At 31.1% G+C, this 16,570-nt stretch carries 13 protein-coding genes; 1 reads left to right on the forward strand and 12 read right to left on the reverse strand.

What is annotated here, in order from left to right; genetic code table 11:
• Positions 1-139: 139 nt before the first annotated feature.
• The 10 genes from NH26_RS23680 to NH26_RS23725 form a co-directional block, all read right to left on the reverse strand.
• Complete coding sequence (locus NH26_RS23680) at positions 140-727, reverse strand: hypothetical protein (protein WP_044217113.1); 588 nt, start codon at positions 725-727, stop codon at positions 140-142.
• 447 nt (positions 728-1,174) lie between these two features.
• Complete coding sequence (locus tag NH26_RS23685) at positions 1,175-1,438, reverse strand: hypothetical protein (protein WP_044217115.1); 264 nt, start codon at positions 1,436-1,438, stop codon at positions 1,175-1,177.
• A 531-nt stretch (positions 1,439-1,969) separates the two neighbouring features.
• Entirely contained in the window at positions 1,970-2,131 is a 162-nt protein-coding gene (locus NH26_RS25555) for a hypothetical protein (protein ID WP_158022026.1), read from the reverse strand.
• A 135-nt stretch (positions 2,132-2,266) separates the two neighbouring features.
• The gene (locus NH26_RS23695; protein ID WP_044217119.1) at positions 2,267-2,458 is read right to left on the reverse strand and encodes a hypothetical protein; all 192 of its coding nucleotides are present in this window, start codon (positions 2,456-2,458) and stop codon (positions 2,267-2,269) included.
• A gap of 1 nt (position 2,459) precedes the next feature.
• Positions 2,460-2,831: a hypothetical protein gene (locus NH26_RS23700; protein ID WP_139263279.1), complete on the reverse strand. Its 372-nt coding sequence runs from the start codon at positions 2,829-2,831 to the stop codon at positions 2,460-2,462.
• Positions 2,832-3,149: 318 nt separating this feature from the next.
• Positions 3,150-3,914, reverse strand: coding sequence for a hypothetical protein (locus NH26_RS23705; protein WP_044217124.1), 765 nt, complete (start codon positions 3,912-3,914; stop codon positions 3,150-3,152).
• Positions 3,904-4,203, reverse strand: a complete 300-nt coding sequence (locus NH26_RS23710) for a hypothetical protein (protein WP_044217126.1) — start codon at positions 4,201-4,203, stop codon at positions 3,904-3,906. The genes NH26_RS23705 and NH26_RS23710 overlap by 11 nt, the downstream gene beginning before the upstream one ends.
• A gap of 95 nt (positions 4,204-4,298) precedes the next feature.
• Positions 4,299-4,706, reverse strand: a complete 408-nt coding sequence (locus NH26_RS23715; RefSeq protein WP_044217129.1) for a hypothetical protein — start codon at positions 4,704-4,706, stop codon at positions 4,299-4,301.
• 196 nt (positions 4,707-4,902) lie between these two features.
• On the reverse strand, positions 4,903-6,459 hold the full coding sequence (locus tag NH26_RS23720) for a RagB/SusD family nutrient uptake outer membrane protein (protein WP_044217131.1): 1,557 nt from the start codon (positions 6,457-6,459) through the stop codon (positions 4,903-4,905).
• A gap of 15 nt (positions 6,460-6,474) precedes the next feature.
• On the reverse strand, positions 6,475-9,519 hold the full coding sequence (locus NH26_RS23725; protein ID WP_158022027.1) for a SusC/RagA family TonB-linked outer membrane protein: 3,045 nt from the start codon (positions 9,517-9,519) through the stop codon (positions 6,475-6,477).
• Between the two features lie 503 nt (positions 9,520-10,022).
• Between NH26_RS23725 and NH26_RS23730 the strand changes: the two genes are divergently transcribed.
• On the forward strand, positions 10,023-11,129 hold the full coding sequence (locus NH26_RS23730; protein WP_052431692.1) for an AraC family transcriptional regulator: 1,107 nt from the start codon (positions 10,023-10,025) through the stop codon (positions 11,127-11,129).
• 376 nt (positions 11,130-11,505) lie between these two features.
• On the opposite strand, the gene NH26_RS23735 is transcribed toward NH26_RS23730, so the two are convergent.
• A complete protein-coding gene (locus NH26_RS23735; protein WP_044217135.1) occupies positions 11,506-12,960 on the reverse strand; it encodes a purine-cytosine permease family protein in 1,455 nt (484 codons plus the stop codon).
• Positions 12,961-13,140: 180 nt separating this feature from the next.
• Positions 13,141-16,521 (reverse strand): SpoIIE family protein phosphatase, encoded by a 3,381-nt coding sequence (locus tag NH26_RS23740; protein WP_044217137.1) that lies wholly within the window; start codon positions 16,519-16,521, stop codon positions 13,141-13,143.
• Positions 16,522-16,570 lie beyond the last annotated feature (49 nt).

Genomic DNA, 16,570 nt, shown 5'->3' on the forward strand with positions numbered 1-16,570 from the left:
ATAACTATTTGTAAGGTACTATTGTACTGCACTTACATTTACTATGGGGAAGGCGATAATCGTCTTCCCCTTTTTTATTTAGTCTATCAAGTCTTTTCCTTAGATGTTGACACTTTTCTCTTTTCAAAAAAATAGTTATTTACTTTAATTCACTGCTTGATGTATTATATATCTCTACTATACGTTCAATATCATGGTGAGAATATTTTCCTTCCAAAATTTTTTTTGAAAGTACCTTATGATCACTGAAGTATTTCGAAAAGACTTCTGCAAAATGTTTCTTTTTTACTTGAATAACTTTTTTTTGATTTTTCTTTTTGACATACAAACTTTCATGATCAGTAGTAAATGTATGCTGATCAAAACTTGATACACTTACAGAATGTTTTACTAAAATGTCGACCTTACTTCCTTTTATTTTTAATTCATATATGTCTTCATCATCTGAATAATATGTCACCTTACCATAAGAAAAAGACTTAAATTCTACTGGATACAAATAGGTGACCTTTTTTTGAGGAGAATAAATTTTTATTTCAGAATCTAAATAAAATGCTTGAGACGATTTCTTATAGGCTTCTAATACTTTTCCATTTTTCAATACCACCTTTATCGGTTCAAACTTTTTGTTGTTTTTCAGCTTATCAATATTTTCTTGTGCAGATAAGGTAAAGGAGATTATAAAAAAGAAAGTAAAAAGGACTGTTTGCTTTGTAAGTTTTTTCATTATTTTTTTGAAATTTATTCGATGTACAGCCTACCTACTTAAACAAAGAATATCTGGATTTTCTTTCTTATGAGGCAATCATTTTACAACCAAAAATAGATTTTTTTGTAACAATAGTTTCATTTTTCTTCAGCTAAATTTAAGTAAATATATTTCAGCCCATTATAGAGTTATAACTACATTTTTTGTTGATATTTATTTCACATTCCCTCTTAATTGGGAGTAAATTGGCTTGGTTTGTTGTTATAAGTTACAAACTTATTCAATTGGAGAGTTCGAAGTAACGCCTACGGCTTGATACTTCGAACAGTGGGGGGACAAACAGGAACATATTCTTTTCGCTATCGATTCTATGATTAAAGCTACTAAAATGGAAAAATTGTAATAAATAATACAAGCCAATCTATCTGGGGAGGTAGATTGGTTATTATAGGTAAATATAGCCATCTAAAGAATAGTTATTTCCTTATCTATTACATCATTTCGTTTCCAATTATAGTTTTTTGTGTTTATGGTTACTTCATAAGTATTATTGGAAAATGGTAATTTAATTGTATCAAAGCTAATTATTTTTCCAATCATCTGTTTTTTACAAAGGATATGTTTTCCAACTTTTATATTGCCATTTAAAAGCTCACAAACAAAAATTAAATTATTTTTATTTTGAAAATCTCTATATATACCCTTGATAATTAATTTACTGTCTGTCATTTTATAAATTTAGCATTAACACCATTTTCAGTTCTATTAACTTCGACTTTATTAAATCCATATTTTCTTGCTTATCTTCCACTCCAAGTAGACCAAGCTGCATCGATTTCACTTAAATCATCTTTTTTTAAAAATAAGCTTATTAAATAAAATAGAAATACATATTGCATTAGGTATAAATAAAAATGTCGTTAAAAATAATAGTTCATCAGAGAACCAAACAAAGAATGATAAAGGAAAATTAAGCAAATACTTATATATGATAAACGCTTTCAATTCATGAGATTCAAAACTTTCAAATGAATACCATTTTCCTTGCGAAAAGTGATCTTCATAATTCATTAAAATAGAAATAGAATAACCATATAAAAAGACATAAATAATTATAATAATAAGGGTGACAAAATATTTTTTAAATACTTTCATATTCACTTATTTTTCTTATCTAAAAAAAGTACTTTCAGTAAAAGAGCTTGAGTTTTCTCCTGTGTCTTCATAAGATCGTTTTTCTGTATTTGGGTTTACATACTCTCAATTACCAATATTTTTTATTCCAGTAATGCTTCTTATCATATCTGAAGAAGTATTTTGAACAACTTCATCTATATAACCATGAGTAACTAAGAAATTCACTTCTTCAGAGACGCTTACAGTTATCACATGAGACATTGACCAATAAAGTAAATCCCACATTTTTTTACTTGTGGTTTTTTTTCTTTTAGTGATAAGTTACAAACTTATACAATGGTACAGTTTTAAGTAACGCCTTACGACTTGATACTTAGAACAGTGGATTCTATATAACAGTGATAAACACCATTATGTAATTTATTTTTTTTTGAATTTAATTTTATTACTTCCTTTTACAGAAAACGTATCCTCTATACTATTAATAAATTTCAGATGTTCTTTAAATTTTTCTGGTCCGAGTAATTTCTCTAGAGAATCTAATTCTTCTTTAGACAGCTCATTTTTAATAACCGGTTCATTTATTTTATAAGATTTTCCATCTTTTCTCATATTACAAGAAATTAAAATTAACGTAACAACTAATATTTTTTTGCTTTTCATCAGAAATTGATTTAATAAACTTTAATTGAGAAATATCTTTAATAGGTTTTACACAACTATATGAAGCATTCAAATTTCCTTCAACTTGTAATATAGCACCACCAACACCTACAGAAAAACTTGCTCCCCAATACCCTGATGAATATGCGACTATAAAAGACTCAACTGCTACTTCACCTCCCCTACCTGATGCATAAACATGAAAAGGCATATTAGGAAATACTGTAAAATTAAATACGGATTCTCCACTTGCATTACTCATTAAACTACCTGAAACTGTTCCAAATGCATATATTCCAATCAGGTGCAACTTATACTCCACCACCTCCAAGATTTGAAATTGCTGATGGATTAATTGGCAGTGTAAACCAACATTTTTTTACTTGAGGGGGTTGATTTCTTTTAGTGATAAGTTACAAACTTATACAATTGGAGCTACAAAAATTGAAAGGTTGTAATATGAAATAATGCAATCTATGTGGGGGTAGATTGCTTGGTTTGTTGTGATAAGTTATAAACTTATACAATGGGATAGTTCTAAGTAACGCCTACCCCTTGATACTTCGAACAGTGGAGGGATTTCTCCTGCTTGTATTACTCCCGTGGGCAACTGCATAATCATTTGGGGAATTCAATACTACTACTCTTCTTCTTCTTCGACAGTTAAATAATTTAAAGAATAAGGCTCTTCTGAATAAGTCACAATAGGATTAAACCAAATAGGGTTATGAGAAAGTTCTGGAAATAAATATTCACGAGTAAACTTCCAATATTCTTGATCATTAAATAAAGGCAATAATGTTTTAAGATTAAATGGAGTTTGTATTTTCTTTTGAAGAATAAATAAAGATTCTTTTCTATCTGGGTATTCTTTTATATTAGTTTTATAAATAACTTTTCCCTTATTCAATACAATTCTTTTGTATGCTTCATAATTACTATCTATTAGATAGATATCATGAAAGGTCATATCTCTTTGATCTAAACTTCCAGTTGAATTTCCTAAAAAAATTAAAATGTTTTCCCTTTTATAAAAAATGAAAAATCCAGGTATACTACTAAAATCAAATATTCCTCCAAATACTATAATATTGTTATTAAATTGATACAAAGTTAAAGATATCTCACCTTGATATTTATTATTACTACCAAAATGAAAACTCTTGTAATTACAAACTTTACAAATACTATCACACCACATCTCGGTGCTTTTAGTAATAGGTAAATTTAAATTCTTAATCAGTTCACTATCTTCAATTTGCTTTTGATTTTCAGTCATTTTGCTTCTCTCTGTTTTATAAGACGATAAAATTATTTCCCAATTAACTTCATCTTGAGCAAATGAAAAACTATTAACAGAACAAAGCATTAATAATATTCTAAGGAATTTCAACTTATCTATCATTGTTAATATTTCTATTTTGTTTATGCCTTTGAGAAGGTACAAAAAATTGAACCGGTGCATCTTCTCCTGTTAAACCCGGAATTTTATTTATTATAAAATCAGTTTTTATTATGTTTTCTTCACTATAAGTTTTAACCCACCCTTTCTTAAAATGACTAGGTTGAGTTAACATCATTACGTTTGTTCGTTTCATTTTCGTTAATGTTTGATTACTATTTAAAATTCCATACCTGTCTGTTCCTGTTCTACTTTTTTTTATATAAGCTGCTGTACTGTAATCTTGATTCATAAAAAGATTTGAAATTGCTGATGGATTTATTGGCAGTGTAAACCAACATTTTTTTACTTGAGAGGGTTGTTTTCTTTTAGTGATAAGTTACAAACTTATACAATTGGAGAGTTCGAAGTAACGCCTACGGCTTGATACTTCGAACAGTGTAGGGATTTAAGATATTTATCATAACTATTCCAATATTTTCCTCCTTTTTTTATTGACTTATCACCTTCATGAAAATTTAATAAATAATATAAAGATCCCTTCTCATCATTATCATTTTGAATCGCCAAATCTATCATATAATCTGGTATAGGAATTAATTCTTTACCTGATGTGTTTAATAGTAACATATCAAAAACTTTTGCTTCCGATTCTCTCTCTGCACCACTTCTTGTACTTGTTCCTAATATCATTTGTTCTTGTGTTAAACCATAAAAATCATACTGATATTGATGAAATAATTCTTCTCCCAAAGCCATCATTCTTTCACCAAAAATTCCCTCATACTTAAACATAGGTCTAAAAACTATTGGAACTTTTCTTCACCTTAGATCACATTCCTTATTCTAGTTTATAAAACGTATTTCAATTATAAATCATTGCTTCTATAAAATTAGTTAAATTCAAATATAGAAAAGAGGTGCTTACATAATGCAAGCACCTCTGATAGGTTTAGTTCAAGATATAGTTTTTTCTTGAATAGTGAAATTATTAGTATCCAGGGTTTTGTGTTAAGTTAGGATTCTGCTGAATCTGAACTGCTGGAATTGGTAATAATTCATTTTTATTTGGAGTAAAGCCTGGCATATACGTAGGTTTTGCAAAATCAGGTAATGATGCTGCGTCCGGACGTTTTGACCATCTTACTAAATCGAAGAAACGTTGGAATTCGAATGTAAATTCTTTTCTTCTTTCATGTACTAATTCAACAAAGAATTCTGAATTACTTAATCCTGTTGCTAGATCACTTACTCCTGCGCGTTGTCTTACTTTGTTCACAGCCATGTATGCATCAGCAGAAGGACCATTTACTTCGTTTTCTGCTTCGGCAAACATTAATAGAACTTCTGCAAAACGCATTTGTCTAAAGTTTACAGGCGACTGGTTAAACCCAGGGTTAGACTTATCTTCTGCAAATTTTCTTACACCAATAATGTAATTTTCATCACGTTCTGTTGTTCTATTGTTCCAACCGTTATCTATATGTGGAGTTGCTGTAATAATTTCTCCGCTCCATTCATCTCCTTCCTTAGCAATAGTGTACTTTCTTCTAATATCATTTTCCTCTGGGAAACTATTAAAATAACCATCCACTTCTAATGAAGGAATTGCGTTGGCAAAACGGAAAGGTGAGATTGCTGTTGATACCCAATTGGCTTTCGATGATTGGTTAGTATCATAATCTGGCCATGGAGAACCAACGCCACCCATAAATTGAACTTCAAATACTGATTCCATATTATTTTCAAAATCTTTCACAAAATTTTGATCAAATGGTACCAAATCATAAGCAGCATGTTCACCATCAATTACTTTTTTCAAAGCAGTTCTGGCCTCATTATACTTTTGTTGATAAAGATACGCTTTACCTAATAAAGCTTGAGCAGCTCCCGAAGTAGCACGACCTATATTATCTCCTTCATAACTTGCCTTAAGCATATCAATTGCTTTTAACAAATCTGTTTCAATTAAAGCATATACTTCTGCTTCAGTACTACGCATTGGTCTTAAAAACTCTTCTGATAAATTACCATCAAAAGGTTTATCATAGATTGGTACACCACCGTATAGAGTGACTAAGTTAAAGTAGTAGAAAGCTCTTAAAAAGTAAGCTTCACCAATATAGTGTGCTTTTCGCTCTTCTTCACTTGTTAACACTTCAATACTTGGTACTTTATCTAAGACTACATTTGCTCTTGCAATACCTGTGTAACTTGCTTCCCAACTTTTAGGGATTAATTCTGAAGTGGTAGGACTAAAACCAAACCCTTCATATTCTATTAATTGAGTAGCACCTGAAGTAGTTTGCATATCACCACTCATATAATCTAAAAGATATCTATGACGTTTATACAAACCATACCAATGCAAAGGAGTATACACTGCATTAATGGCCATTTCAGCATCTTTAATGCTTTTGTAATATGTATTTGAATCCACATCTACTTGTACTTTCGCATCATCTAGAAACGATTCGCAAGAGGTGGTGAAAATAGTTGCAAGACAAACACTTGCAGCTAAAATCGATTTATTTAAAATATTTTTCATTTTTATAATCAGCTATTAAAATCCAACTTGAATACCAGCAATAAAGCTACGAGACATTGGGTAAGTACCATCAGGTATAATACCATCTAATTGTACTTCTGGATCTAGACCAGAATAATTAGTGAAAGTAAATAAGTTTTGACCTGCAACATATAATCTTAGTTTACTTAAGCCACCCATTTTACTTCTAAGGCTCTCATTAAAGCTATACCCTAACTGTAAGTTTTTAACTCTTAAATAAGATGCTTTCTCAACCCACCAATCAGAAATCACATCGTTGTTAGACAACTGTTTTGCAATGGCTCTTGGTTGTGTAGTTGATTTGTTCTCAGGTGTCCAGGCTCCTAATACATCTTTTGTCATATTAAAGTCTCTGTCATAACCTTGAGTGTAGAACCTTGTAGAATTGAAAACATCATTACCGTAAACACCTTGTAATTGAAGGTTAAAATCAAATCCTTTGTAACCCATATTGATGTTCATACCATAAGTCACACTTTGGTTAGCATCTCCAATAAAAGTTCTATCATCATCAGTAATCTCACCATCACCATTAACATCAACATATCTGATATCACCAGGCTTAGTTTCAGCACCTGGGTAAGGTGTAGGACCTGCATCGATTTCTGCTTGTGATTGGTAGATACCATCAGACTTAAATCCATATAATGAATATAAAGAATGACCTACTTCAATTCTATTTCTAGTAAATTCCCAGTTGGCTTTTTTCGATTCAGTAATAAAAGGTAAACCTTCTGCTAAACGTGTCACCTCATTATTAATGAATGTAGCATTGGCACCAATACTGTAAGTGAATTCACCTTTCTTATCACCCCAATTTACTGAGAATTCCCAGCCTTTGTTTTGTACTTCTCCAGCATTTACAAATACGTTTTTATATCCTGTAGATGATGGTAATGTGTAATCAAGTAATAAATCATCAGATACTTTAATAAAGTAATCTACAGTAAATGATAATCTATTTTTTAATACAGCTGCATCAATACCTACGTTAGTTTGCACTTGCTTTTCCCAAACTAAAGCTGGGTTAAATACCTGTGCTCCAGGAGCAACAGTAGGTACAAGAGTTCCACCATTAAATACATATCTAGGAACTGAATTTAATAAAGATTGAGTTGCTCTTTGGTTAATTTGATCATTACCTAAACTACCATATGAAGCTCTTAATTTTAGTAGATCAAATGGACCATTTACCATAAAACCTTCTTTTGAGATTAACCAACCTACTGAACCAGACATGAAATTATGGAATCTGTTCTCATCTGTAAATACTGAAGAACCATCTCTACGGAAGTTAAAAGTAGCCATGTATTTACCATCATAATCATAGATGGCTCTACCGATATAAGATAAAGTATTCTTATCATATAAAGGTGACTTTGAGTCTGCAATAATATTTGGAGAACCATTCAAAATAGGTAATTCAGAAGATAAGTTACCTCCGTAAACTGAAGCATTCATCCAATTTTGTCTACTATGTTGCATAGTATAACCTGCTAATAGACCAAGGTTATGCTTTCCAAAAGTCTTTTTATAGTTTAATGTGTTTTCCCATAACCACATCGATCTTTCATTTCTTTCTTCGTGTAATTCTGCACCTCTTGGGAATAAATATGGAGGCTCACCTGTATCATTTAAATAGAACTCAGGCATGAACATTTTATGGTGGATGTTAGAAACATCTGCCGCTAAATTAGTTTTGAAGTTTAATCCATGGAAAAGCTCCACCTCTCCATAAACACTTGCAATTACTCTATTGATCACTCTATTTCTATCCAATAAATTTTGAGTTGCTACAGGTTGGATCATATTATAATCACCATCCAATGGCCCTAAACCATTATATCCACCTAAATTATCAGGATTTTTCACTTCAATAGCAGGAGAGTAAGCTAATGCCCAGAATGTAGGGTTTCTATCACCCAAGTATCCTAAATTATAATTCGATCTTGTATAAGAAATAGTATTACCGAATTTGAATCTTTTTACAGTCAAGTCACTATTAATTCTCATTGATGTTCTAGTGAAACCTGTATTAATCATTGTACCTTTCTCATCGTAATGATTGATCGATGCATAGATAGAACCATTTTTACCTGAAGTACTACCGCTCAACTCATAACTTTGCTGATACCCAGTTTGGTACAACTCATCCTGCCAATCTGTATTAGTAGTTATTGTTGTTCCATCTAAATTAGGTATTCTTGGTAAACCAGAATTATCTTTCACAGTATTCATTACTTGTTGGTATTCTTGAGAATTCATCATATCCAACTTATTTGTAACTGTTTTAGGTCCTCCGAAAATATTCACATTAAATTGAGGCTTACCACCTGACTTACCTCTTTTTGTTTGAATAATAATGACACCATTTGCTGCTCTAGCTCCATATATAGCGGCTGCAGACGCATCTTTCAATACGTTCACCGACTCAATATCACTAGGGTTAATTGTTGAGAAAGCATCTCCATCTTGTAAGATTACACCATCAATTACATAAAGAGGTTCAGATCCACCTGTAATTGTACCTGTACCACGAATACGAATTGTAGGAGCTGCACCAGGTTGTCCGTCAGTTCCTGTAATTTGTAAACCTGCTACTTGACCTTGTAATGCTGATTGAAAATCTGCAACAGGTCTACCCTCTATAGCATCTTTACCTACTTTGGTAATTGCTCCTGTTACATTCTCTTTCTTCTGAGTTCCGTAACCTATAACTACTAACTCATCTAATTCAGCTAAATCCTCTTCTAATGTTACCATTAAGTCCGTTTGAGATCCCACTGTTATTTCTTGTTCTAGGTATCCTATAAAAGAAAAAACTAAAACAGGGTTTTCGGTAGTTAAGACTAAAGAGAATTTTCCTTCAAGATCAGTAATAGTTCCATTTATTGTTCCTTTTTCTACAACATTAGTACCGATAAGCGGTTGCTTATTTACATCTCTAATAATACCAGAGACGATCTTGTCTTGGGCTTGGGCAGATCCCCAACAGAGCACGAAGACTAAAAAATAAAATAGTCGAATTCTGTTAATCATTTTACAATTAGTTTTAAAGTTGAAATTTACCTGGCTGACCACCATAGATTGAAGAACTTGCGTTCATTTCATGCTCAAATGTTGTTAAGATGATTAACAAAATTCTATTATTTCAAAAAATAAGTGAAATTAGTTGTCGGTTGTACATTTATTATCTGAGAACATTTTTTCAATCATTATTCTAAATGAGAAAAATGTAAATATTATACAAACACCTTATTATCAGTTGATTATATTATTATAAATATTTATTTTTTCTTTAAATAAGTAAATTCAAAGAGTATTAAGAAGATAATAGAGTATATTTTGTTGTCGTAAAATTAATGATTTCACGCTATAAGTGTTTTATGTACACATTATTTGTGTGAATGAAAATAATTATACATATTTAGGATATATTTATATGTAGCAAATTATTACTGTCTCCTTCGCTATATTTTTTATATTTATTCGAAATGAAAGTTTTCTATTATTACAAACACATTAAATCTATTCAATAAACTATGGCTAATGTATTATTCCTTTGGGCCTTTGTCCAAAGTTTATTAATGAGTTTTGCAATTGGGTTCTTAAAGAAGTCAAGGTCGAACTCCATATTATCAGCAGTATTTCTTACAATGTCTGTAAATATTATGTTTCAGTATTTGTTTAGATATACCAATGTTAAATTCTCTTTTCCGGAGTTGCTCTTTGTATCAGATGTATTAGACTTGTTGCAACCTGCTTTAATACTTTGGTACCTCGATGAACTATTTGGCGAAAAGATTTCTAAGAAAAAGGCTTGGTATTTTGCACCTTCGGCTATTGCCTTAATAGCAGGAATTGGTTACATACTATCTTTTTCATCTTTTACTTATCACTCATTCATTGGTACAACCTTCCATTTATGCTTATTAGGTAGCATTGTAGTTTGGAGAGGTTTTATAGGATTTAAGCTTTTCAAAAAATTCAAAGCTTTAAAGCCTAAATCTGATTCTAAAAAAGCCAACGATTTACATTGGCCTAAAGTATTGGGTGCTTTTATTGGGGTTACCTTTTATATTGCTCTTCTTCAGTTTACGTACAGAACAGTAGTTTTCCCGTTAAACGGATCTGATTTTATCTGGAATATTATTCAGTTAAACTACATTTTATTTAATAGTAGCATCATATTGATTACTATTTATTTTGCTCTAAAATTCCCTAAATCATTATCAGGAAATACCTTAGTAGTAAAAATGGATAAGACTGATCAAACAATAATGAATAGCTATTATGAAAAACTTGATGAGCTGATTAATGTGGAGCAAATTCATATGAATACTGAACTGAATGAAAAATTATTATCTGAACGCTTAGGTATTCCTTCTTATATGCTCTCTCGATTATTAAATGATCACATTGGTAAATCATTTAGCGAATATTTTAACGAAAAGAGAGTCGATGAGGCTAAGAAGATTATTGCTTCCGATATCGATAAGAAGTTAACTAACTTTGCCATTGCCGTTGATTGTGGTTTTAGATCAGAGTCTGTGTTTTATATTAATTTTAAGAAAATCACTGGTATGACTCCTCGTCAATATCGTATTAAATTAAAAGATGAGGGACAACCTGCTTTAATGACGGGTTAAGAATTAAATTATTATTAGCCATACTTTTTATTATATGTAATAGAATATACTACTTAGAGGTACATCCTCATCATATATTTATAAAGACCTTCATTCAATGTATAGAATGAAGGTCTTTTTTATTGTAATGCCTTTAAAATGATGGTATATAGTTTACTATACCTTACCAATAGATAACGTTAAATAATACTCAGCTCATGATTCTTTACAGTATCAATATTCATATGATTAGCTATTGATAAGAAGGGGCATAGCATGAGTTTATGCTCTATTCAAAACATTATACCTTAAAACTCAATAATTTTATAAAAGAAAAAAGGATCACTTTACACTAAAGTGATCCATGTAGGTGGATATAGAATATATTGTATGTTAATCAATCAACTAAAACATCATCTTTGTTACTGTTAATGTAAACATCAAATGTTGGTTTCTTAATCATAATTTTTTGCTGTATAGCAGTTAAGCTGATATACAATATCAAACAGAACATCCAACAAGGGAAGGCTAAGAAGAAATAATAATCGAATCCAAAGAAATTAAAAATGACATAACTTATAGAAACACTCCCAATCCATGCACTCATGACTGGAGGGTTGATGTAAATTTTATTCTTCTCTGCTCCAAATGGAGATAAATTTAACTTCTCGAAGATAAAATGATCTGCAAAAATAACTGCTCCTAAAGGAGAGATAATTAATGCTCCTATTCCTAATACCTGATCTAATTTAGTAACAACTACAGGAAAGCATGCTAATAACATACTAATTAGACTCATGGTTAAAGTAATCTGCCAAAATTGGAACCTCCTCAACGAACTTTGTACTGCTAAACCTACCCTATACATTGTAGGGACGGCCGATGTAAAACCAGAGACTATCACACAAATTATTCCCGTAAACCCTGCCCCTAAAAACGCTAATTCTCCAGGTGAAGGGTTACTATTTCCATTTTTTAGCGCTACTGCACAAAGGATACCTGAAGAAATCCAAGTTAACATATGTCCAATATAGAGTCCTAATCCAGAAACAAACCCATAGGATGACTTTTTTGCAAATCTATAAATAGACATATCAGATAAACCAATATGCATTGTACTATTACAAAGCCAAGAAAAGATAAAAATATGTAAGAAGGAATAATCCGTTCCCGAAGTAACGGCTACACCTGTCCAAATAGATTCATTAGCTACCACCCAAAAATCAGAGAAAGAATGTACACCAAGTTCAGGTAAAATTGCAATGCCAGATCCAATAAAAACTAATGGGATCCATGGAGCAAATAAATTGGCAAATTTCACGATATAATCAAAGCCTAATACAGCGATGAACATCACTATTGTACCCACAACTAATATTAACCAAACCCAATTGATACTAGTGATTTCAAAATTGATAAGACCTGGAGGAGTAATTCCCAAAAAAGGAGCTATTGCGGAGGCGGAGACTATTAAAGTAGCAGAAACCATTACACAAAACATAAGTGCTTTGATGATATTATAGATCGTCAAAAGCCCTGTACCAGCAACTCTCTTAAGTTCATAATGTATGGTATGTCTAGTCTTTACAGCTACCGGAGCACAAATTAGAGCCCAAGATAGCATAGCCATTAGATTACCAAAAAACAACCCCAGAAAGACATCTGTAAAAGTGGCTCCGTGCAAGACAAATAAAGGGCCAATCACAAACTCCGTTGCAGTAGTATGCTCACCAATGACCATTCCAATGAAACTTCCTATACCTTTTAGTCTACTTTTAGGTACTGATTCATTAGGGTACTCATTATTGGCGTTTAGAGCTTGTTTTATATCTATTTTCTTTAAAAAATTCAAGACTTTATTTTTAGTTGGCTCTTCAAAAAATTGATTTTATTTCTAGCATTTTCTTGGCATGATAAATACGTTTGTATTTCAATTTTTTGAACTTTTAAACATTAATTAAATATATCTTATTAATGACCAAAAATACTATTGAATTAAAAATCATCAGATTATTCGTAATTCAACAGAAAATTAAAGCGCCATTGCCATAAAAGTGATATCATCTCTTTGTGTCTGATTTTCAGAGTATTTACCAACTGTATCAACAATTAACTCCCCTTGTTCATCTACAGAGTTCGACATTGTTTCTTCGATTAACTGAATCAACCTTTTTTTACCAAAACGCTTTCTATTTTCGTCATGTTGATCAATTATACCATCGGTAAAAAGATAAATTCTGTCGCCTTTTAGGAAATAAAGAGTCTCCTCTTCAAACTCTCTTGAAGAAGATATTTTACCTCCAATATGTCGCTTTGTCCCTTTAATAACTGATAGCTGATTTTCAAAACTTCTAGCATAATACAAGTCATTCTTAGCTCCACTAAACGTTAACTTTATCTTTTCTCCTTTGTCTTCTAAACAACAAATTGATAAATCCATTCCATCATCATTAAAACCTTTTTCTTGTTTTAATAACTTCTTTATTCTTTCATCTAAAACCTGTAATATTTCTTTCGTTGAGAAAATCTTTTTCTCTTTTATTATTTGATTTAAAATTGCATTTCCAACCATCGACATTAATGCACCTGGGACACCATGACCGGTACAATCCACACATGCTATGACTGTTCTATTTCCCTCATTAGCCATCCAATAAAAATCTCCTGATACAATATCTTTAGGCTGATAATAGACATAATGTTTTGTAAATACAGCATCCAATTGATCTTCTATAGGAAGAATGGTTTCTTGAATAGTTTTGGCGTAATTCAAACTTTGTGTAATCATTTCATTTTTAAGAGAAATGGTTTGATTCGCCTCAAAAAGATTATCTCTTTGCTGTTCTAGTTCTTCCGATTGATGATGTAATTCCTCATTTCTTATTTGAATTTCTTTAGTTCTTTCTTGTACAATAGCCTCTAATTCCTTGGCTTTTTGTTTATGTTGTTTCACTTTCATTTTATAGATGATCACACCAAATATGATCAATAGTAAAACAGCTGCAAACCAGACTACTGTATACATCCACCAAGGTTTCTGAATAGTTAAAGGCATTGCATTTATTTCAGATTTATTTCCTTGATCATCTACTGCATATACTTCAATAGTATAGTCTCCTGGAGTAATTGCACCAAAATTAATCATTTCGTTAGTGGTTGAGAACCATTTATTATTCAACCCCTTTAAGCGATAAAAATAGATCAGTTGACCTGTTGAAGGAGGATAAATACCAATAAGCTGAATAGCCACATCATTATTTTCATAAGACAACTTTAATTGTTTTGTTTTAGAAAGATGCTGCTTCAAAATAACCTCATTCTCAGCGTTCACACCGTTCGTCAATCTTTCACCATTCACGTACAAATCATTAAAATAGATTTTAGGATGATAAGGTGAAAACTCAATGTTCGATTTATTGGTATAAACAACTCCATTACTTCCTGAGAAATAATAATTTCCGTCGTCTGTTTTAAAAATATTTGCCTTACCAAATAAACTGTTTTTAGTGATGTTAGGAGAAAAATTAATCATAGTTTTTTTCTCAAGATCATAATAATTGATATGATCTCCGACGATCCAAATAGCACCGTCATCTACCATAATATTATTAAAAACTTGATCTTTCACATCGTTAAAAACACCTACCGTTTTAAATATTGAATCAGCATCCGATTTATTAAAAATATACTTGTTTCTATTTCCTCCCCACAGAATATGATTATTATCAAATTGTAAAAAACGTATTGGAAGATTGTCTTTATTTATATTATTAGACACCTTATAATTCTTAATATTATTAGGGTATCCTTTTTTATCTACATCAAATTTAAAAACTCCTTTTTTAGAGGTGCCAAACCAAATACTATTTGATAAAGGATCCTTAGCTATAGAAATAGCACCAATCTTTAATTCCGGATCTGAATAATTATTTAGCTTAAATGTTTTTGGATTGTAAGATGCAACGCCTTTCTCTACTGATGAAATCCATAATAACCCATTATCATCTTCTTGAATACCAGAAATATTTCTTATGATATTCATATTCAAATAGCGAAAATCGAGGTGAAGGTTTTGTACATCATTGCCCACTACTCTACATAAATAAAGGTTGACAAAGTAGATCCATATGGACCCATCTTTTGTTTCAAAAATCCCAAGTGCATCTGTTTGAGGAAAAGTCTTATTCGATGCTTTTTGTTCTCTTTTGTATTTTCCTAACCTTTTCTTTGAGGGATCATAAACACTTAATCCATAATCGGTTAGAAACCATTCTCTACCTTTAGAATCTTTAAAGTAACCATCAATATATTTATCTTTACCTTTATTATTTTTATGTCTAATAATACCAAAAGAAGTATCATATAAATTAATGTAACCTACTCCTTTCTGCTTTACAGAAAACCAAATTCCTCCAAAACTATCTGCGGTGATACAATTAAAGATCTTCCCTTCCATAGAGTTATCAATAATTTCATATTTAGCAGAAGAAGTAAGGCTTTTCATTCTACATAAACCATCCCACGTACCTATCCAAAAATTACCTAACTCATCTTCAATAATTGAGGAAACTTTCGTTTTATTCAAAGGGTGATTTTCGTCTGAAATGACTTTTACAAATTTCCCCTTTCGTACTGTATAAATACCAAAATTAGTTAACCACAATACATTTCCTTTTTTGGTCTTGTATGCACCATTAATGATATAATCCTTGTTTGTTCCAACTGAAGGTACTTCTCTAAATTTTTGATCTAAATCTTTCTTCATGAACAAATGAAAACCATGAGATATCCAAATAGTCTCTTTAATATCAACATAAATGCTTGTTTGAGCATATTTAGCTTTAGAGGCATCAATGGGGGTGTTTATTTCTGTAATGACTCCAGGTCTTTTGTCTTCATCGAGTGTTAATTTATAAAGTGTTTTAGCATCATCTAGTAGATAAACAAGGTCTTCTTTTTCGTTAAAAAAGAAGTCAATAAATTTAATTTGCTTTAAGTCTTTCTGGTTTCCTTGTTCATCCTTAACTAGATGATGATAAAATACTTTTTTCTCTACTGGCTCTAATACACCTAAAGAACCTTGATTACCAAAGTTCTGGTACAATGTCCATACCTTTCCATTACTTAATTTATGGGATTTTAATACATTTTTGATTAACCAATTGTTCTCAATAGTCTCCCATTTGGAAAACTTCTTTCCATCAAAAACATCAAATCCTTTCGCACCACCTTTATTACCAAACCAAATTTTACCTTGTTTATCTTCTTCAATCGAAATAATATCAATTGTACTTAATCCATCTAAAGTATTTAAGTAGCGAATATGAGGCTTCGGTTTTTCATCCTCAATAGGATTACTGAAGGCATTAATTGCTAAAAGCGATGTGATAAGAAAAAAGTAAATCCATTTCATAATTAAAGTAATTGTAGTGAGTCATCATAGTGATGAGTGTTTCATAGTT

Origin of the sequence: Flammeovirga pacifica (assembly GCF_000807855.2) — a bacterium.
GTDB lineage: Bacteria > Bacteroidota > Bacteroidia > Cytophagales > Flammeovirgaceae > Flammeovirga > Flammeovirga pacifica.